The organism is Acidimicrobiales bacterium (genome assembly GCA_022452145.1).
Taxonomy (GTDB): domain Bacteria; phylum Actinomycetota; class Acidimicrobiia; order Acidimicrobiales; family MedAcidi-G1; genus UBA9410.
On sequence record JAKURY010000031.1, the window covers coordinates 1 to 18,732 of the forward strand.

19 protein-coding genes are annotated in these 18,732 nt (G+C 70.1%); 9 read left to right on the top strand and 10 right to left on the bottom strand.

The features are described 5' to 3' along the window. Together MK177_09460 and MK177_09465 are read right to left on the bottom strand one after the other, a co-directional pair. The coding region (locus tag MK177_09460; protein MCH2427544.1) for an acetyl-CoA acetyltransferase at positions 1-1,106 on the bottom strand (1,106 nt) is incomplete at its 3' end. Positions 1,107-1,131: 25 nt separating this feature from the next. After that, a complete protein-coding gene (locus MK177_09465) occupies positions 1,132-2,535 on the bottom strand; it encodes an OB-fold domain-containing protein (GenBank protein ID MCH2427545.1) in 1,404 nt (467 codons plus the stop codon). A gap of 118 nt (positions 2,536-2,653) precedes the next feature. Between MK177_09465 and MK177_09470 the strand changes: the two genes are divergently transcribed. The 6 genes from MK177_09470 (at position 2,654) to MK177_09495 (ending at position 9,035) form a co-directional block, all read left to right on the top strand. Next, positions 2,654-3,847, top strand: coding sequence for an acyl-CoA dehydrogenase family protein (locus MK177_09470; GenBank protein MCH2427546.1), 1,194 nt, complete (start codon positions 2,654-2,656; stop codon positions 3,845-3,847). A 10-nt stretch (positions 3,848-3,857) separates the two neighbouring features. Then, positions 3,858-5,024, top strand: coding sequence for a CoA transferase (locus MK177_09475; GenBank protein ID MCH2427547.1), 1,167 nt, complete (start codon positions 3,858-3,860; stop codon positions 5,022-5,024). Then, positions 5,021-5,596: a MaoC family dehydratase N-terminal domain-containing protein gene (locus MK177_09480; GenBank protein MCH2427548.1), complete on the top strand. Its 576-nt coding sequence runs from the start codon at positions 5,021-5,023 to the stop codon at positions 5,594-5,596. The genes MK177_09475 and MK177_09480 overlap by 4 nt, the downstream gene beginning before the upstream one ends. Next, positions 5,593-6,072 carry a hypothetical protein gene (locus tag MK177_09485; GenBank protein MCH2427549.1) on the top strand — a complete coding sequence of 160 codons (480 nt, stop codon included), beginning with the start codon at positions 5,593-5,595 and terminating at the stop codon, positions 6,070-6,072. The genes MK177_09480 and MK177_09485 overlap by 4 nt, the downstream gene beginning before the upstream one ends. Before the next feature lie 8 nt (positions 6,073-6,080). Next, positions 6,081-7,190, top strand: a complete 1,110-nt coding sequence (locus tag MK177_09490) for an acyl-CoA/acyl-ACP dehydrogenase (GenBank protein MCH2427550.1) — start codon at positions 6,081-6,083, stop codon at positions 7,188-7,190. Between the two features lie 114 nt (positions 7,191-7,304). Next, complete coding sequence (locus MK177_09495) at positions 7,305-9,035, top strand: PEP-utilizing enzyme (protein ID MCH2427551.1); 1,731 nt, start codon at positions 7,305-7,307, stop codon at positions 9,033-9,035. A gap of 61 nt (positions 9,036-9,096) precedes the next feature. Here the strand turns inward: MK177_09495 and msrA are convergent, their stop codons facing one another. The 4 genes from msrA to MK177_09515 are packed head-to-tail and all read right to left on the bottom strand — an operon-like array spanning position 9,097 to position 12,924. Beyond that, the gene (gene msrA, locus MK177_09500) at positions 9,097-9,744 is read right to left on the bottom strand and encodes a peptide-methionine (S)-S-oxide reductase MsrA (GenBank protein MCH2427552.1); all 648 of its coding nucleotides are present in this window, start codon (positions 9,742-9,744) and stop codon (positions 9,097-9,099) included. 23 nt (positions 9,745-9,767) lie between these two features. Beyond that, on the bottom strand, positions 9,768-10,586 hold the full coding sequence (locus MK177_09505) for a maleylpyruvate isomerase family mycothiol-dependent enzyme (GenBank protein ID MCH2427553.1): 819 nt from the start codon (positions 10,584-10,586) through the stop codon (positions 9,768-9,770). A gap of 26 nt (positions 10,587-10,612) precedes the next feature. Continuing rightward, positions 10,613-11,317 (bottom strand): DsbA family protein, encoded by a 705-nt coding sequence (locus tag MK177_09510; GenBank protein MCH2427554.1) that lies wholly within the window; start codon positions 11,315-11,317, stop codon positions 10,613-10,615. 47 nt (positions 11,318-11,364) lie between these two features. After that, positions 11,365-12,924, bottom strand: coding sequence for an AMP-binding protein (locus MK177_09515; protein ID MCH2427555.1), 1,560 nt, complete (start codon positions 12,922-12,924; stop codon positions 11,365-11,367). A gap of 124 nt (positions 12,925-13,048) precedes the next feature. On the opposite strand from MK177_09515, the gene MK177_09520 reads away from it, so the two are divergent. Genes MK177_09520 through MK177_09530 form a run of 3 tightly spaced genes read left to right on the top strand, consistent with a single transcriptional unit; the run spans position 13,049 to position 15,654 of the window. Beyond that, complete coding sequence (locus tag MK177_09520; protein MCH2427556.1) at positions 13,049-14,260, top strand: LLM class flavin-dependent oxidoreductase; 1,212 nt, start codon at positions 13,049-13,051, stop codon at positions 14,258-14,260. Between the two features lie 36 nt (positions 14,261-14,296). Then, positions 14,297-14,932: a TetR family transcriptional regulator gene (locus tag MK177_09525; protein MCH2427557.1), complete on the top strand. Its 636-nt coding sequence runs from the start codon at positions 14,297-14,299 to the stop codon at positions 14,930-14,932. Between the two features lie 23 nt (positions 14,933-14,955). Then, on the top strand, positions 14,956-15,654 hold the full coding sequence (locus MK177_09530; GenBank protein MCH2427558.1) for a histidine phosphatase family protein: 699 nt from the start codon (positions 14,956-14,958) through the stop codon (positions 15,652-15,654). Positions 15,655-15,696: 42 nt separating this feature from the next. On the opposite strand, the gene MK177_09535 is transcribed toward MK177_09530, so the two are convergent. The 4 genes from MK177_09535 to MK177_09550 form a co-directional block, all read right to left on the bottom strand. After that, the gene (locus MK177_09535) at positions 15,697-16,473 is read right to left on the bottom strand and encodes a 2OG-Fe(II) oxygenase (protein MCH2427559.1); all 777 of its coding nucleotides are present in this window, start codon (positions 16,471-16,473) and stop codon (positions 15,697-15,699) included. Between the two features lie 92 nt (positions 16,474-16,565). Then, positions 16,566-17,801, bottom strand: coding sequence for an alpha-hydroxy-acid oxidizing protein (locus MK177_09540; protein ID MCH2427560.1), 1,236 nt, complete (start codon positions 17,799-17,801; stop codon positions 16,566-16,568). Positions 17,802-17,819: 18 nt separating this feature from the next. After that, positions 17,820-18,080, bottom strand: a complete 261-nt coding sequence (locus MK177_09545; protein ID MCH2427561.1) for a DUF3039 domain-containing protein — start codon at positions 18,078-18,080, stop codon at positions 17,820-17,822. A gap of 284 nt (positions 18,081-18,364) precedes the next feature. Next, positions 18,365-18,732 (bottom strand): hypothetical protein (locus MK177_09550; GenBank protein MCH2427562.1); only part of this gene is annotated, 368 nt, incomplete at its 5' end.

Here is an 18,732-nt window from a genome sequence, read left to right on the forward strand (position 1 = left end):
GCGAGAGTGCCAATCCGCCGATCCGCCGGTGCCTCTCCCCGGAGCTGCAGCCACGCCTCGTAGTGCATGCGCAGGCCGCTGGCGCCTACTGGATGGCCGAAGCTCTTGAGTCCTCCGTCCGGGTTGACCGGCAGGTCCCCGTCCAGGGCGAACGTGCCCTCCAGGACCTCCCGCCAGGCCGTTCCCCGCTCGCAGAATCCGAGGTCCTCCATGAGCACCAGCTCGGTGGGCGTGAAGCAGTCGTGGACCTCGGCCATGGCCAGCTCGGCCCGCGGGTCGGTGATGCCGGCCTGGGCGTAGGCGTCGGCGGCCGCCGCGGCGCACTCCGGCAGCGTTGTGAAGTCGAACCCGGGGTCGACCAGCCCGCTGCCGTTGCCGGCCACCAGCGAGAGGGCCTTCACGTACAGCGGTGCGTCGGTGTAGTCGGTCGCCCGGTCGGCCGGGACCACCACGGCCGCGGCGGCCCCGTCCGCCACCCCGGCACAGTCGAACACCGAGAGCCGTCCTGCCACGGCGGCCATCTCGCAGATGGCCTCGGCCGAGGTCTCGCGCCGGAACTGGGCCAGGTCGTTGCGGGCCCCGTTGAAGTGGTTCTTCTCGGCGATCCTGGCCACCACGTAGCGCAACTCGTCGACGTCCACCCCGTAGCGCTCCGCGTAGGCCGGGAGGATGAGGCTGAACATGGCCGCCGCGGTGAGTGTGCGGTTGGTGCCGTCGGTGGGAATCGGAAAGGCGTTGAGGCCCTGGTAGCCGCCGTCCTTGACCTTTTCGGCGCCGATGGCCACCGCCACGTCGTAGGCCCCCGAGGCCACGGCGTAGCAGGCCTGCCGCAGCGCATCGGACCCGGTGGCGCAGAAGTTCTCGACACGGGTCACCGGCTTGTCGTCGAGCCGCAGCGGCGTGGCCAGCGAGATGCCCGAGGCCGAGGACTGCGAGGTGCCGTACCAGTAGGCGTCGATGTCGCCCTTGGCCAGGCCGGCCGACGCCAGGGCCAATCCGTGGGCGTCGATCAGGAGGTCGTCCAGCGAGGAGTCCCAGTGCTCCCGGAACGGTGTGCAGCCCATCCCCACGATCGCCACGCGGTCCCGTATGCCGTGTGAGGCCATGTGAACCCCGTCCCCTCGTACCGGCTCAGCCCCGGAGGGGCCGACCCTTCCAGAAGTAGTTGTGCAGGCCGTCGGATGTGGACAGGCGCCGGAAGGTCATCTCCACTCGGTCGCCGATCGCCACAGCCGAAGGGTCGACATCGGTCAGCTCGATGGGCATCCGGCCACCGCCGTCGAAGTCGACCACGGCGAACACCACCGGCGGGCTGGGCGAGTGGGCCAGCCGATCCACGGTGAAGGTGACGACGCTTCCCACGGCATCGGCCATGGGTGCCGGGTCCATGTCGTCGACGTCGCCACCGGCGATGCCCACCCTCGACGGCGGAAGGTGGGTGATGCCGGTGGTGCGGTCCGTCGAGCCGACGAAGCCGTGCTTCCAGGTGCTCCGGCGCAGGGCGGCAGGCGACGAGGGGCGGTTCGGCTCTGGACGGTTGGCGGGCTGGACCCGGAGCAGGCCACGCCACGCTAGGTAGCGGGTGTAGGCCACATCGGCCCTGTCCCCGATCTGCGCTGCCACCGATCGCTCCGGTCGGCCGGCCGCCAGGGCGTCGGTGGCCCGGAAGAACAGGACCTCGCAGCCGTCGGCCAGCACCACCATGGCGACCACGGCTCCCGGTTTCGCCGTGTCCAGGACGTCGGCCAGCAGCAGGGCAGGATGGGCGGCGCCGGAGTTGCCGACCGTCTCGGACCGATCGTCGGCGATGGCTACGCCGAGGCCCGATGCGGCCTTCCTGGTGGCCCGTCCGTGCAGCCCGACGACGGCTGCCACCGTCACGTCTTCGGTGGTCAGGCCCGTGGCATCCAGGGCGTCAGCCCACGCCCGGTGCACCAGCGGCAGGTAGGCCTGCTCACCGAAGCGGTCCTCCCAGGTCCGTGAGTGGTCGTCGCCCGGGGTGCGCCAGCGGTCGGTGAACTCGGTGGTGGACGTGGCGCCGCCCAGGTACTCGGCCAGCAGCGGGCCGTCCTCGGAGCATCCGGAGAGCACGGCGACAGCGGCGTCCCCGCCACCGCCGTCCTCCGGCCCGGTGGGAAGGCCGACGCGGATGTCGGAGGCCACCACCAGCGTGCGCGCGGCGCCCTCCAGTGCAGTCCGCAGGGCGCCGACGGCGGAGCGCGACGCCCCGCCGAAGTCGAGTGCCGGGACCGATGCGTCTAACCGGAGGGCTGCGTGTATGACCGTGGCGTTGGTCTTGTCCAGGTAGGCCGGGGCGACGGTGGAGAACCACACGGCCTCCGGTCCGGGTCCGGCGACGGCCAGCGCCCGACGGGCCGCCTCCACGCCCATGGTGGTGGTGTCCTCGTCGTACGACGCCACCGAACGGTGCCCGCGCCCGCCACCCGACCCCATGGCCTCGCCGATGGCCGACCGGGCCAGGCGGCTGTACGGCACGTGGGTGCCGTAGGCCAGGATCCCCCTGCTGCCGCTCATGTGCCCATCCTGTTTCCATCTGCCGACTCGGTCCGACGGCCAGATCTGACGGACCGTCAGATATGATCCTAGGCGGTTACCTTCCCGTCACCGACCAACCAGAGCACCGGCACCAGGCATGGACTTCGACTTCTCACCCGACCAGCAGGCCTTCGCTGTCGAGGTCGAGGCGTTCCTGGACGCCAACGACGACCCCGAGGTGTTCGACCCCACGCGGGAGAACATGGCCCAGATCGTCGACACCCCCAAGCGTCGGGCCCTCATGCGCAGGCTCGGCGAGCGGGGCTGGCTCGGTATCACCTGGCCCACCGAGTACGGGGGCCAGGAGGGCGAGGGCGTATACGAGTACATCCTGAACGAGGCCCTGGCCGCCCGGGGCGGCCCCCAGATCGGCAAGGGCGTCGGCATCATCGGCAAGACCCTCATCGCCCACGGATCGGAGTTCCTGAAGGAGGAGTTCCTGCCCAGGATCCTGGCCAACGAGGTCGAGTTCGCGGTCGGCTACAGCGAGCCGGAGGCCGGCTCGGACGCCGCCGCCATGAAGTTGAAGGCCACCGAGACCGACGGCGGTTGGATCCTGAACGGCCAGAAGACGTGGACCACCTCGGCCCACTTCGCCGAGTGGTACTGGGTGGGAGCACGGACCGACCCGGACGCCCCGAAGCACTTCGGCATAACCCTGTTCCTGGTGCCCATGGACCATCCGGGGATAACCGTCCAGGGCATCATGACCATGGGCGACGAGCGGACCAACGACGTGTTCTTCGACGACGTGTTCGTACCCGACGAGTACGTGGTCGGCGAGCTGAACCACGGCTTCAGGTACATATCCCAGGCCCTCGACCTGGAGCGGTTCACCATGTTCACCTTCTCGCCGGTGAAGCAGCGCCTCGACCTGCTGGTCGACCACGTGCGTACCGCCACCAGGGACGGTGGGCTGCTGAAGGACGATCCGAAGGTGCGATCCCGGATCGCCCGACTGGCCACCACGGCCGAGGTGGCCCGCGGCATGGGCCTCCGGGTCGTCGACGCCTCGGCGAAGGCCGAAAAGGAGGGTGGCGCCCCGCCGACCATGGAGTCATCGGAGTACAAGCTGTTCACCACCGAGTTCTCCAAGCGGCTGGCCGACGCATCGATGGACCTCGGCGGACCCGGCACGCAACTGCGGGTCGGCACCGCCGGGGCACCGATGGCCGGGCGGGCGGAGTCCACCTACCGCTACACGGTGCTGGACACCATCGGTGGCGGCACCTCCGAGGTGCAGAAGAACATCATCACCCGACGGGGCCTCGGCCTCCCCAAGAACTTCTAGGCGACGTCACATGCCGGACCGCCCCCTCCTCGACGGGATCACAGTCCTGGACCTCGCCTCGGTGGGGCCAGCCGTACGCGCCTCGCGCTGGCTGGCCGACTGGGGGGCCGACGTGGTCAAGGTCGGTCCCGTCCCGAAGGACGCCGGCGTGCAGATCGTGCCCCCGACCCATGCGTACAGCGCCCACAGGGGCATGCGCCGGGTGCTCCTGGACCTCAGGTCCGACGGCGGCCGGAACGCCTTCCTGCGCCTGGCCACAGCGGTCGACGTGGTCATCGAGAGCTTCCGACCCGGCGTGGTCGACCGCCTCGGCATCGGCTTCGACGACGTCAGGACGGTGAACCCCGGCATCGTCTACTGCTCGACCACCGGCTACGGCCAGACCGGCCCCCGGGCCGACTGGGCCGGGCACGACCTGAACTACCTGGCCGTGGGCGGCTACCTCCACTGTTCGGGACGCGACGGACGCGGCGGCCCGGCACTGCCCGGCGCCACCGTGGCCGACAGCGCCGCCGGTGGGCTCCACGCCGTGGCCGCAATCTGCGCCGCCCTCACGGCCCGGGCCACCACCGGCGAGGGCGCGCACCTGGACGTGTCGATCGCCGACGGCGTGCTCTCGCTGATGTCCCTGGCCGTCGACGAGTTCCTGGCCGAGGGCACCCGGCCGGGGCCCCGCCACGGCCTGCTGACGGGCCGGTACGCCTGGTACGACCTCTACGAGGCCTCGGACGGCGGCTGGCTGGCCGTGGCCGCCATCGAGCCCCGCTTCTTCGCCAACCTCTGCCGGGCGCTGGGTTGCGCGCAGTGGCTGAACCAGCAGCGCGACGACCGTGCCGTCGACCCCATGCGGGCCGACTTCGCCGCCGCGTTCGCCACCCGCACCCGCGACGAGTGGGCCGCCGACCTGGGGCCCGCCGACACCTGCGTCTCGGCCGTCCTGGACATACCCGAGGTGGTGGCTGACGAGCAGTTCGGTGCCCGTGGTGGCTTCACCGAGGTCACCCACCCCACCGCCGGCAACATCCGGCAGGTGGCCGCACCGCTGGCCGGCCAGGTCGATGCCGCCACGCTGCCGGTCCACGACCAGGCGGCCCCCGACACCGACCGGATCCTGGCCCACGCCGGCCTCACCGCCTCCGAACTCCGCGACCTCAGGACCACTGGGGCCATCGCATGAGCGACCCGGTGAACACCCGGGACCCGGCGCCCATTCCCGCCGAGGTGACGGCCCGCATCGACCTGGTCCAGTACGAGGAGGACGGTGGGTTCCCGGTCGAGCAGGGTTACGTCTGGACCACCTGCGCCGCAGTCCAGAACGGCAACCCGCTGTTCTGGGAGGATGACGTGGCCGCAGCCCTCACCGACGGTCCCATCGCACCGGCCACGATGCTCTCCGTCTGGTTCCGACCCCACCACTGGTCGCCGGGCCGCACCGAACCGGCCGTTCCACTGCAAGTCCACTTCGACCTGAAGGAGGACCTGGACCTCCCCGAGGCGATCATCTCGTCGAACACCAACACCTTCCACGAGCCGGTCCGGATCGGAGACCGGGTGCGGTCCCGACAGGTCCTCCGGTCGGTCAGCGAACCTAGAACCACGAAGTTGGGCCGGGGACGGTTCTGGACCATCGACGTGGAGTACCTGAACCAGGACGACGTGGTGGTCGGCGTGGAGTCGTACACGGCCTTCGGCTACCGGCGGCCCGAAGCCGGGGAGGATGCCGACCAGGCCGGGGAGGAGGCCCCGTGAGCGCACCGCACCTGCTCCTCGGCGACGTGGCCGTCGGCGACACGCTGCCTGAGCTGGGCCACGACGTCACAGCCACCACGGTGGTTCTGGGCGCCCTGGCGTCGAGGGACTGGCGCCCCATGCACCACGACCGGGACTTCGCCGTCAACCGGAACGGCACCCGTGACATCTTCCTGAACACCCCCAACCAGGCAGCCTGGTTCGAGCGCTACGTGACCGACTGGACCGGGCCCACCGGACGCCTCGGCCGCATGACCTTCCGCATGAACACCCCGGTGTTCCCCGGAGACCTGATGGAGTTCAGCGCCACGGTCACCCTTGTCGGCACCGACGACGCCGGCTGCGGATGGATCGGCCTGGACGTGGCCCTGATGGTCGGCGACGTGGCCGCCACGACGTGCGCCATCCGCGTGGCCGTACCGGTGGACGGGCAAGACAACCCCTGGTCGCGCCACGGCGACGACTGGCGCCCCTAGGAGAACCGATGGACCTCGCCTTCACCGACGAACAGGGCATGCTCCGCGATGCCGTGCGCGGGTTGTGCAGCGGTGCCACGGAGTCGGTGCGCGGACTGGAGGACGACCCGAAGGGATTCGACGACGGCTTCTGGGACCAGCTGGCGACCATGGGCCTGACAGGCCTGATGCTGGGCGAGGAGCACGGCGGTTCGGCCATGGGCCTGCTGGACGCCGTTGTCGTCTACGAGGAGTTCGGGCGCAGCCTCGTGCCATCGCCCCACCTGGACTCCTCGGTGGTGTCGGCCGGGGTGCTGGCCCTCGCCGGGTCCGCCGAGCAGCAGGCCGACTGGCTACCCGGCATCGCCAGCGGTCGGAGCATCCTGATCCCGGCCTGGCTGGAGCCGGACAACAGTTCGGGGCCGCACGGCATCCGACTCCCGGCCGTCACGGAAGGCGACGAGGTTGTCCTGACCGGCACGAAGCGCCACGTGGCCTTCGCCTCGTCGGCCGACCTGCTCGTCGTGCCGGCCCGGGGCGAAGCGGGGATCGACCTCTACCTGCTGGATCCGACGGCAGACGGGGTGACCCTGACACTCCAGAGGACCGTGGCCGGCGACACCCAGTACCGGGTCGACTTGGACGGCGTCCGGGTGCCGTGCAGCGACCGCATAGGCGCTCCCGGTACCGGTTGGGACACCTGGCACGCCGTGATGCTCGACGCCCTCGTGCTGGTGGCCGCCAGGGCGGTGGGCGCTGCAGAGGCTACGCACGCGCTGACCACCGGGTACGCAAGGGAGCGCCACCAGTTCGGCAAGCCGATCGCCGCCTTCCAGGCGATCAGCCACTCGCTGGCCGACGGCATAACCGCCATCGACGGCGCCCGGGTGCTCGTCCACCGGGCGGCCTGGGCCCGCGACGAGGGTCGGTGCATCGAGGCCCTGGCGCCAATGGCGAAGCTGTTCGCAACCCAGACCTGCCGGGACGTCACCGGCGTGGCCATCCAGGTCCACGGCGGCATGGGGTTCACCCTGGAGTGCGACGCCCAGCTCTACTTCCGACGGGCCAAGTCGTGGCAGCTCAACTGGTTCGACGACGACCACCTCGAGGAGCTGATAGCTCGCCAGATCCTGGACTGAGCCGGCCGGCGACCATCCCCGGCGGGCCTCGACTCGGCGACCCGGGAGGTCCCTGACCTATCCTCCCCAACCCGGCTTCCCGTTGGGACGCCGGGGGAACGAGACGGGGGCACCATGGGCACATCGTGGATCATCGAGGGACAGGTCGACCCGCGTTGGCCCATCAACACCAGGGGCAACGTCGGCGAGGTGTTCCCCGAGGTCCTCACCCCCCTCTCCTACCGGCTGGGCGTGATCGCCGCCGAGAAGGCCTGGCGAGACGCCTACACGGAGTTGGGCGTGGCCCGGAAGGGCGACTTCGCCAGTGACGACCCGGTGATCGTCGGCCTCTACGGCGGCTACGCCTACCTCAACCTCTCGTACCTGCGGATCCTTGGCGTCAGGGCGCCCAGCTCGTCGCCGGAGGCCATCGACGTGGCCTTCTTCGGCGAGGGTGATCCTCCGCCCTACGTGCCCAGGAAGGGCGACAAGAGCCTGCTGTCCACCCTCAAGATCCTGAAGTCCGTCCTGGGGGCGCTGGGGACCAGGTCCATGCCGGCGATGGTCGCCGACAGCTACGGGAAGGCCGACGCCCACCGGGCGCTCTGCCCGGAGCTGGACGCCCCCGACGAGGACCTGCTGGCCTACCTCCACGCCTTCCCTGTCGCCTTCGGACCGGCCTTCCACAACCACATGCTGTCGACGGCGCTGGCCTCGATCGTGACCGGCGTGCTTGCCGACGCCTGCGCCGCCGCCGGCCAACCGGGCCTCGTTACTCACCTGATCGGGTCGGCCGGTGACGTGAAGTCGGCCGAGTACTCCAAGGACCTCTACGCCATCGCCCGGGCCGTGATCGGCCGACCCTCGGTCATGGCGGCCTTCGACGTCGGCGTGGACGGACTGTTGGACCGTGTGGCCGACGACCCGGAGGCGGCCGACTTCCGTGCGCGGTTCGCCGACTTCACGGCCACGCACGGCCATCGGGGACCCAACGACTGGGAGCTCTCCTCGCGCAACTGGGAGAACACCCCGGAGCTGGCCCTGCTGGCCATCGACCGCATGCGCCTGGCCGACTACGACCTGGACCCGGCAGGCCGGTTGGCCGACGACGAGGACCGACGGCAGGCCGCCGTCGACGTCGTGCGCCCACACCTGAAGGTCATGGACAGGAAGAACTTCGACAAGGCCCTGGCAGCCGCTCCGTGGTGGGCCCAGGCCCGCGAGGCCACCCGGGACAGGGCCATCCGCATCGGAGCACCGACCAAGCAGGTCTACCGGGAGCTCGTACGCCGGGCCGCCGGGCGGGGCGGCGACCCCGATCCGGTCAGGGTGGCGCTGTTGGACCCCATCGACGAACTGCCCGGCTACCTCGACGACCCACCGACGCACCTGGCCACGATCGCCGAACGGGGAGCGCTGTTCCGCCGCTACGCCGCCGTCGAGCCGAGGTTCTTCATCACGTCGCAGGACGAGGTGCCCACCATCGAGGAACTGGAGGCCGACCACGCCGCCCGGACCACCGTGCCGACCGCCGTTCCCGGCGACGTCCTGACCGGTGCCTCGGGCTGCCAGGGAGTGGCCCGGGGTCGGGCCCGCGTCGTCATGGACCCGGCCGATGCCATCTACCTGGAACCCGGAGAGGTGCTGGTGGCACCCATCACCGATCCGGCGTGGACCCCGCTCTTCCTGCCCTCGGCAGCCGTGGTGGTCAACGTGGGCGCCCTGATGAGCCACGCCGTGATCGTGTCGCGTGAGCTCGGCATCCCCTGCGTGGTGTCGGTCGAAGAGGCCACCTCCCGGATACCGGACGGGGCGTTGGTCGAGGTGGACGGCACCGCCGGAACTGTGACGGTCCTGGAGGCCTGACGCACCGCCGCCTGGCAATGGTCCCAGAGCCTGAGGCGCTGACCTGCGACGGCGGGGACCGTCAGCCGAGCACCCCGGTTGGACAGGACACCCCGGTACCGCCGATCCCGCAGTAGCCCATGGGGTTCCGGGCCAGGTACTGCTGGTGATGGGCCTCGGCGTAGTAGAACGCGGTCCTGTCGACGACCTCGGTGGTCACCGCAGCGAAGCCCTCCCCGGCCAGCCTGGCCGCGTAGGCGTCGCGGCCGGCCTCGGCGACCGCACGCTGGGCGTCGTCGGCCACGTAGATACCGGACCGGTACTGGGTACCCACATCGTTGCCCTGTCGCATCCCCTGGGTGGGGTCGTGGTTCTCCCAGAAGGTCCGCAGGACGCCCTCGAGGCCGACGACCGTCGGATCGAAGACCACCAGCACCACCTCGTTGTGCCCGGTGAGGCCGGAGCAGACCTCCTCGTAGGTGGGGTTGGGCGTGTGGCCGCCCGAGTAGCCCACGGCGGTGGTCCACACGCCGGGGGCCTCCCAGAACTTCCGCTCAGCGCCCCAGAAGCAACCCATGCCGACGACGACGGTTTCCATCCCGTCCGGGAACGGTGGCACCAGCGGACGCCCGTTGACCACGTGGTCCCCGGGCTCTTCCATGGCCTCGACCCGCCCGGGCAGGGCGTCGCCGGGGTCCGGGATCGTCAGCAGTCGGTGTCCGAAGGCCATGGACGGATGCTACGTCCGGGCCGTCAGATGGTGAAGGCAAGTCGCCCGGCCAGCTGCCTGGCCAGGTCGAGGTCACCCGCCAGCGCCACGCTGCCGTCCTCTATGAGCGGAGCCGGGTCCTTGCGCCCGCCGGTCAGGGCCAGCCAGTCGTGCGACGACAGGGTCAGGGTGGCAGTCGGTTCGGAGTCGAAGGCATCCACCAGCGCGGCCCGTCCGTCCACGGCCACGCGTATGACCGCCTCGACCGGCCCGGTCAGGTTCACCTCCACCCGGCTGCCGTCCGGCGCACCCGCCTTCTTGCCGATTACGTAGCCGGCCACCGTGGTGACCTCGGCGACGGCCATCTCCGCGGGCAGGCCCCCACCCGACGGCTCGTGGCCGAGGGGCTCCCGGCAGTCCTCGAGGTGCAACCACGAGTCGTAGACCCTGACGTGCATGAAGCGCAGGTACGGCACCTCGCCGACCGGCGACCAGCCCACGGCGAGGATCTCCTCGTCTGACATGGCGGCCAGCTCGGCCAACCGTTCGCCGGTGACGGCACGGAACGCCTCCACCACCTCGGGCCCGGACAGCGACCGCATCGACTCGACCCAGCGTTCGTTGCCCTCGCCAGCAGGGTTCCTGACGTGCTCGCCCGACACCTCTACCTCGGGCGCCGAGTGGCCCTGGAGCATCCGCTCGGTGCCCACGATGTGGGCCAGGTTGTCCTGAACGGTCCATCCCGGACACCGGCTGGGCGTCGCCCATTCCCCGTCGGAGAGCCCGGCGGCCCACTCCGACCACTCGGTCCATATCTGCTCCAACCCGCCGAGGATCCGTCCCCGGTCCAACTCGATCTCCACGTGCTTCGTCCTCCTAGGGCGTCGGGTCAGGGGGTTGGGTTGGCCACGGAGCTCCACTCCCGGGCCTCGATGTACGGTCGGAACACCTCGCCTACATCGGCCAGGTCGGCTGCGGTCTTGGGTCGCTGCATCTCGAAGAGGTGTGGGAACTCCAGCCAGCCGACCACCAGGTCCCAGAGCCGGTCGGCGGCATCGCCGGTCGGCGGGTCAATGAGGACAGGACCGAAGAGCTTGCGGGAGTCGTCCTCGTCAACCCCCGGGAAGACCAGGGTCGGTACCCCCCAGCCGCCCATGGAGACGACCCGATCATGGTCGGCCCGGACGTCGTCGTGGGTCGTGGGGTCGTCCAGGGCCTCGTCGACCAGCCCGGGATCCAGATCCATCTCCACGAGGAGCTCGCGGGCCACTTCGGCGCGGTGGGGCTGGCGGCCCTCCACGTGCAGCGCCGTGCCCGACCGCAGGTACCAGGCATCGTTCAGGTCGGGGTGCCGACGCTTCAGGAGCGCACCGATGCGCATCATCGACCACCCGTAGGACCACTCCCTCTCCCACGGGTGCTTCTTGCCCTCGACCCGGTTCACCTCCTCGAGGCTGAAGAACCGCCAGTCCACCTCGAGGCCCTGCCGGTCCCGGACCTCGCGCATCCAGAGGGAGGTCTGGTACGCCCACGGGCAGATCACGTCGAAGTGGAACTCGACCCGGGTCGGTGCTCCGATCGGTGCGTCGGTCATGGCCGGGAGCCTCGCGCAGCCACGGCTGGACGACCCCAGCGGGCGCATCAGCCCGGGTCGGCCAATCGCAGCTCGTGGCGCATCACCTTTCCCAGGGCGTTCCGGGGCAGGACGTCTACGGCAACCACCCTCCTGGGCAGCTTGTAGGAAGCCAGGCGGTCGCGTGCGAAGGCCCGGAGCTCGTCGACCGACGGGCATTCCACGCCATCGGGCGGCACCACCCACGCCACCACCTCCTCGCCCCACTCATCGGACCCGATCCCGGCCACGGCCACCTCGGCCACCGCCGGATGGGCGGCCAGGGCGTCGTCCACCTCACGCGGGTACACGTTGAAGCCACCGGTGATGATCAGGTCCCCGGCCCGGCCGACGATCGAGACGTAGCCGTCGGCGTCCACAGCCCCCAGGTCGCCGGTCCGGAACCAGGCGCCTCCGCCGTCGGAATCCGCCACGAAGGCCTCGTCAGTGGCCTCCGGTCGTTCCCAGTAGCCGGCGAACACGTTGGGTCCCCGGACCAGGATCTCGCCGCTCCCCTCCGCCAGGCGTAGGTCCACCCCCGGCAGGGGGATCCCCACGGCACCGGCGCGACGCTCGCCGTCGAACGGGTTGGACACCAGCATCACCGTCTCGGTCATGCCGTAGCGCTCCAGCACGGCAACGCCTGCCTCGGTGGCCAGTCGACCGTGGAGGGTGGCGGCCAGCGGGGCCGAACCTGCAACACAGAGCCGCAGGGCGCCGAGGTCGGCCACCCGCCAATGGTCGGCCAGGCGGTGGTACATGGTCGGCACGCCGAAGAACATCGAGCAGCGGTGGTCGGCCAGGCCGTCGAACACGGCGTCGGGGTCGAAGCCGGACTGCAGCACCGCCGATCCGCCGGCCAGCAGGGTCCCGTGGAGGCCCACGCCCAGCCCGTGCATGTGGAACAGCGGCAGGCACAACAGGAGGCGGTCGGAGTCGGACCAGCGCCACGCCAGCTGGACGGACAGGGCGCCGGCTAGCAGGTTGGCCTGGGTCAGGACCGCTCCCTTGGGACGTCCGGTGGTGCCCGAGGTGTAGCCGATGACGGCCGGATCATCCGGTGAGTTTCGGTCGAGGACCGCCCGGGCCCCACCGTCCGCCAGGTCCACCGCTGTGCCGGAGACCACCAGGTCCGAATCCAGCGCCGCCAACCTGTCGGCCCAGCCGTCGTGGTCCACGAGGGCGGCCCTCGGGCGGCAGTCGGCGACCACGTGGGAGAGCTCGGCCTCTCGGTACGCGCCGTTGGTCGGCACCACCACCAGCCCGAGTCGCAGGCAGGCGAAGTGGGCCGCAGCCAGGTCGATGCTGGACGGCCCCGAGATGAGCACCCGGTCGCCGGCTTCCAGGCCGACCCCGCCAAGGCGTCCGGCCACGACCTCCGTCAGGTCCAGGAACTCCCCCCGGGAGATCCAGACGGGATGGTCTTCGGCCGCCCGTGACCATGTGCCGTGGAGCAACCGACGATCGGGGTCGCCTGTGAGTCGGCGTACGCAGGCTCCCACCAGAGCGCCAGGTTCGGAAAGTACGAACGCGGCGTCGCCGTCGCCTCCCCCGGCCAGGTGTCCGCTCCAGTGCCTCGGCTGGTCCATCCGCCGGACCGTACCGGCCACCGGAGCCCCGACTTGATCCGGTCCGCCGCCTCAGTCATACTAATGGTATTCATTACTAATGGTCGTCGGTGGACGCCGCTCGACCCGCAACCCAGGAGCACCCATGGAGTTCGGCATCTTCTCGAACGGCTACACCCCCGGACCGGCCGCCCACGACTCCGAGAGCGAGCACATGGAGCTCCTGCGCGAGGCCGAGTACGCCATCCTGGCCGACAAGCACAACTGGAAGTACATCTGGTTCGGCGAGCACCACGGCCTCACCGAGTACAGCCACATGTCCGCCCCAGCCCCAGTCATGGGCTGGGTGGCAGCCCAGACCGACTACATCCACATCGGCTCGGCCATCACCAGCCTGCCGACCAACAAGGAACACCCGGTCCGCATAGCCGAACGGGCCGCCATGCTCGACCATGTCACGAACAACCGGTTCGAGTTCGGAACCGGCCGGGGCGCCGGCAGCCACGAACTCCGCACCTTCAACGTCATGGACCCGAGCGTGACCAAGGCCCAGTGGGACGAGGTCATCCGCGAGATACCCCGCATGTGGGAGCAGAAGGACTACGACTTCGACGGGGAGTTCTTCACCGTGCCGACCCCCCACAACATCCTCCCCAAGCCCTACGGCAAGGGGCACCCGCCGCTCTGGGTGGCCTGCGGCAACCCGCCCACGTTCGCCAAGGCCGGCTCGCTGGGCATCGGCGCCATCGCCTTCAACTTCGAGCCCATCCACAACCTGAGGGGCCGGGTGGAGGCCTACAAGGAGGCCATCCAGGACCCGGTCGAGCAGATCGGCCAGTTCAAGAACGACAACGTGATGATGACCAACGCCTGCATCTGCCTCGAGGACCGCGACGAGGCCCGGGCCGTGGCCAAGGCCAAGGGGCGGGGCTACCTCGTCACCATGGTCAACATGTACCACGACACCATGCCCAAGTCGCCTGGCGCCATCACCTGGCCCGACCCGCCCATGGACCCGGGCTGGACGGACGAGCTCCTGGACCTGGCCATCGACGGTGGCTACATGCTGTGCGGCAACCCCGAGGAGGTCTGCGAGCAGCTGAACCGCTACAGGGAGGTGGGTTGCGACCAGGTGGTGTTCGGGCTCCCCACCGAGGGCCTGACCTACGACCAGACCCTCGAGATGATCGAACTCTTCGGCGACCAGGTCATCCCCGAGCACGACGGCGACCGCACCCACTCCACCGATCGCTACCGGGCCCAGGCCCAGCGCCGATTCCCGGAGTTCCAGTACCCGATCCCCGAGGGCATCGACGTGTCGGTCATCCCGACCACCGCCCTGCTCCCGCTGGCCTAGGCCCGATCAGGCTACGACCGGACACCGGGATCCCCCATGGCCCGCGACGGCACCGAGACCCGGGCCCGGCTCCTGGCCGAGGCCGAGAGCCAGTTCGCCGAGGTCGGAATATGGCAGGCGACCATGGGCGACATCGTCCGGGCCGCCGGCCAGCGGAACGCCTCGGCGCTCACATACCACTTCGGTTCCCGGGAGGGGGTGCTGGACGCCATCCTGGCCGAGCACGGGAATCCCATCGACGCCCACCGGGGCGAGATGTTGTCGATGGTCCACCACGACCCGGACGTCCCGGCCGACATCCGATCGCTGGTCTCGGCCCTGGTCAGGCCGATGACCACCGTCCTGGCAGACTCCCGGGGCAGGCGCTACGTCCGGATCGTGGCCCAGTTGTCCGACCGGTTCCCAGCCTGGCAGGACGTCCCCGAGGGCGTGGACCAGGCCCACCTAACCGACGCCCTGGTCCGGCTGGAGGCCCGGGCCGACGGACCGGATGCCTCGATCCGCACCGCCCGGCTGGTGGCCATGATCCGGCTCATGACCTCCTCGCTGGCCGCCCGGGCCGTGGTCCTGGACTCCGGTACCACCCCGACGCTCGACGACCGGGCCTACGAGGGGGACCTCATCGACGTGCTGGTCGGCGTCCTGACCGCCCCCAGCACCCTCGCGGCCTGAACCGACCGGTACCGTCCGCTGCCGTGCACGTAGTCCTCGTCCGCCACGGCCGTCCGGAGACCGTCATCGACTCCCCCACCGTCGCCGACCCCGGACTCTGCGAGCTGGGTGTCTGGCAGGCCGACCGCCTGGCCGCCTGGCTGGCCTGCGAGGAGATCGACCACGTGGTCACCAGCCCCAAGCAGCGGGCCGTCCAGACCGTCGAGGCGGTGGCCGCGGCCCGGGGGCTCACCCCCGAGGTCGTACACGGCTTCGACGAGATCGACCGCGGGTCCCACACCTACCTCCCCACCGAGCTGCTGCCCACAGAGGGCGGCGCATACTGGGAGAAGATCAGCCAACGGCGCTACGAGGAGATCGGCTGGGACACGCCGGAGGAGTTCCGGAAGCGGGTCGTGGCCGCCTGGGACGCCCTGTGCCGCAACCCGCCCGGTGGACGGGTCCTGGTGGCCTGCCACGGCGGCACCATCCGCACCATCCTGGCCGACGTGGTCGGCAACCCGGCCGCCGGGTTCCGCCTGGACTACGCCTCGATCAGCAGGGTCGAGGTGACGGCCCCCGAAGACCCCGACTGCGGCTCCGACCCGTTCTGCACCATCCTCGGCACGAACGGCACGGGCCACTTCGACGCCGAGCGGACGGCCGAGGTGGGCGCCTTCCGTGGCGCCGAACGGCCCGGGCCGACCACCCCGCGAAGGCCCATGACCGCGTCGTCGGACTGACCAGCCCGACGACGGCCACAAGCGACGCCGGACGACAGGGTGTCAGGTCGTACGACCGTAGAAGGTCTGCACCGCCGAGTCCGAGAGCCCTATCCCGGGCCGGTCGTTGAAGGCAAAGACGACCAGCATGCGGGTCACCACCCCCTCGGTGGGCGTCACCCGGTGCATGGCGTTACGCCCCCGGAACATGACGAGGTCACCCGGCGAGAAGGCCAGGCGGTCCACCTCCACCATCCCGTCGAGTACCTCGGCCACCCGCTCGAACGCCATGTCCCCGGCGTCGGCGTCGCGGACGGCGGGCACGTACTCGAATCGTCCACCAGCGGCGGGGGCCTGCAGCAGCATCGTGACTGCGAACGAGGAGTTGTCGAAGTGCCACCCCAACTCGTGGCCCTCGGCGGCGAAGTGGAGGTTGATGGACGACAGGTCGTCGTCGTAGGGGTGGATGGCCTCGATGCCCAGGACCGAGCACAGGAACGAACGGAACGACCCGTCCTCGTAGACGTCACGGAGGGGCGAGTCGGCGGGGATCTGGTCATCGGCCAACAGCCCCTTGCTGCTGGCCACCTGGCGGTTGAAGGGATGCGTAGCCGGAAGCCCGGGATCCGGTTGCGTCAGGTACACGTTGTGGGTCGACGTCGCGTAGTACGCCTCGTCCTCCCGGTCTGCGGACGCAGCGACGACCTGAGCGACGGCCTCCGACGAGAAGAAGCCATCGAGCACCAGCACGCCGGTCGCGGCAAGCTCCTCACGGCACCGGGACCGGTAGCCCGGATCCTCCAGGGGATGGCGATCCAGCCGGAGGTGCGAACAGCTCATCCGTGCGTCCCTCCACCGATCCGGATCCGACCTGCGGGCATGGTCACGCGATCATCCCCGCTGCTCCCGCCCACCACCGACCGGCACGACGTTCAGGTCCGCTCGAGCAGTTCGGGGCCCAGGTCACCGACCGACGCCGCCCCCACGAGGGCCATGGTGCGTTCGGTCCCCGACCGGAGCAGCCCCAGCACGTGGTCCACACCGGCCTCTCCTGCGGCAGCCAGCGCATAGAGGAACAGCCGGCCGCCCATGGTCGCCGTGGCGCCGGCGGCCACCGCCTTGACGATGTCGCTCCCCCGTCGGATGCCACCATCGCAGATCACCTCGGTCCGGCCCCCGACGGCCCCGGCCACCTCCGCCACCAGGTCGAACGGGGCCGGCGCCCCGTCGAGCTGCCTACCACCGTGGTTCGAGAGGACCACGCCGTCGACGCCGTGCTCCACGGCCAGCACGGCGTCCTCCACGGCCTGGATCCCCTTGACCAGCACGGGTCCGTCCCAGATGGAGCGCAGCCAGGCCACGTCCTTCCACGACAGGCCGTGGTCGAACTGGCTGTTCATGTATGCGGACAGGTCGACCGCCGTCGAACCATCCCCGGGTGCGCCCTCGCCGGCGTCCAAGCCCTCCACGTTGGCGAACCGGATGGGGTCCGAACGCAGGAACCGCCAGGTCCATCCGGGGTGGCGGAGGCCGTCGATGAACGTACCGGGTCCGATCTCGGGCGGCAGGGTGAGGCCCCGCCGGACGTCGCGCTCGCGTCGGCCCAGTACCGCCGTGTCCACGGTGAGGCACAGGGCCTCGAATCCGACGGCAGCCGCCCGGTCCACCATCCGACGGATCAGGTCCCGGTCCCGCCAGGCGTACACCTGGAACCAGAGGCGGGCGTCGGCCCCGGCGACCGCCGCACACTCCTCGATCGACCGGGTCCCCATCGTCGACAGGGTGAACGGGATCCCGGCCCGACCGGCGGCACGGACCACGGCCAACTCGCCGGCCGGATCAGCGATCCGCGTGAAGCCGGTAGGAGCCAGCACCAGGGGGAAGGCCAACGGACGACCCAGCAGGGTCGTCGACGGGTCCAGGTCTCCCAGGCCCCGGAGCACGCGGGGTCGGAAGGTCGTGGCCCGGAACGCGGCCACGTTTCCGGCCAGTGCCACCTCGTCCTCTGCACCCCCGTCGATGTAGTCGAAGACACCGGCCGGCAGCCGACGACGGGCCATGCGGCGCAGGTCCTCGACGTTGGCAGCCGCCCTGAGCCGCCGCACGGTCCGATCCCGCTCGGGGCGACGGAGGCGCACCACGGCCCGCAGTGTCCGGAACACTCCCATGACGCATGGATCAGGCGCTCAGGCGCCCGTCTCCTCGCCCTTCTTGTGCTGGTAGATCTCACTGCAGGTCGGACAGACCGGGTAGCGGTCCGGGTTGCGGCCCGGCACCCATACCTTGCCGCAGAGGGCCACGATCGGCCTACCTGTCACCGCCGACTCCACGATGTCGGCCTTCCGGGCGAAGTGGGCGAAGCGGTCGTGGTCGCCGTCGTCCAGCGTGGGCTGGATGATCGTCTCCGTCGGGGTGGCCGTCTCCAACTCCGAGAGGCGGACGTCCATGACCCGACGGTAGTGCTCGATGGCCCACGCTGGCCTGGACTGGTTTGGCTGATCGGGTTTAGGAGGGGGCCGATACGAACCCAGTGGGCATCTAGCCTCTCCCTGACAACACAGGAGAGGTTTTGCATCTGGTGTCACGCTCTCCGGAGCAGGTCACAGAAAGTAATTACTGAGGCTTGATCTTCCCTGGGTTGACCGGAGAAACCGTCAACCCGAAGGGGTGACCTAGGGGCTCCGGTGTCGCCCCACCCCCCAGGGGGAGGGGTAGCAGACCCTCTCCTTAGTCAGACCTCTCGTCTGCCGTCGAGAAGGAAATGACGGCGGTACATCACCGCCATGACTGCCACTGCTAGCGGGGCAACTGTGAATGCGACGCTGGCGCTCCGGTAGTCGCCGAACACATCACTACCGAGCGAGAAGGCGAGTGCCGCCATCGAGGAGCCCTGAACACTCAGAAAGCCCAGGAAGCCAGTAATTGACCCGAGATATCCGACTCCGAAAAGTGCGGGGAGCAGAGCAGCATTCATGGAGGTCACAGCCCCCATGCTCAGTCCGAGCATCAGGACATAGCCAAGAACCGCCCCGAACGAGATCGCAGAACCCCCGAGGAAGGCCGTAATCGCTACCAGGACGGCAGAAATAGCCGGAAGCC

Bases quoted from the DNA above. Each gene is read 5' to 3' on its own strand.
- msrA (MCH2427552.1), bottom strand. From the start codon at position 9,744: ATGGCCTTCGGACACCGACTGCTGACGATCCCGGACCCCGGCGACGCC.
- MK177_09465 (MCH2427545.1), bottom strand. From the start codon at position 2,535: ATGAGCGGCAGCAGGGGGATCCTGGCCTACGGCACCCACGTGCCGTAC.
- MK177_09480 (MCH2427548.1), top strand. From the start codon at position 5,021: ATGAGCGACCCGGTGAACACCCGGGACCCGGCGCCCATTCCCGCCGAG.
- MK177_09520 (MCH2427556.1), top strand. From the start codon at position 13,049: ATGGAGTTCGGCATCTTCTCGAACGGCTACACCCCCGGACCGGCCGCC.
- MK177_09535 (MCH2427559.1), bottom strand. From the start codon at position 16,473: ATGAGCTGTTCGCACCTCCGGCTGGATCGCCATCCCCTGGAGGATCCG.
- MK177_09545 (MCH2427561.1), bottom strand. From the start codon at position 18,080: ATGGACGTCCGCCTCTCGGAGTTGGAGACGGCCACCCCGACGGAGACG.
- MK177_09540 (MCH2427560.1), bottom strand. From the start codon at position 17,801: ATGGGAGTGTTCCGGACACTGCGGGCCGTGGTGCGCCTCCGTCGCCCC.
- MK177_09495 (MCH2427551.1), top strand. From the start codon at position 7,305: ATGGGCACATCGTGGATCATCGAGGGACAGGTCGACCCGCGTTGGCCC.
- MK177_09510 (MCH2427554.1), bottom strand. From the start codon at position 11,317: ATGACCGACGCACCGATCGGAGCACCGACCCGGGTCGAGTTCCACTTC.
- MK177_09515 (MCH2427555.1), bottom strand. From the start codon at position 12,924: ATGGACCAGCCGAGGCACTGGAGCGGACACCTGGCCGGGGGAGGCGAC.
- MK177_09470 (MCH2427546.1), top strand. From the start codon at position 2,654: ATGGACTTCGACTTCTCACCCGACCAGCAGGCCTTCGCTGTCGAGGTC.
- MK177_09490 (MCH2427550.1), top strand. From the start codon at position 6,081: ATGGACCTCGCCTTCACCGACGAACAGGGCATGCTCCGCGATGCCGTG.
- MK177_09525 (MCH2427557.1), top strand. From the start codon at position 14,297: ATGGCCCGCGACGGCACCGAGACCCGGGCCCGGCTCCTGGCCGAGGCC.
- MK177_09475 (MCH2427547.1), top strand. From the start codon at position 3,858: ATGCCGGACCGCCCCCTCCTCGACGGGATCACAGTCCTGGACCTCGCC.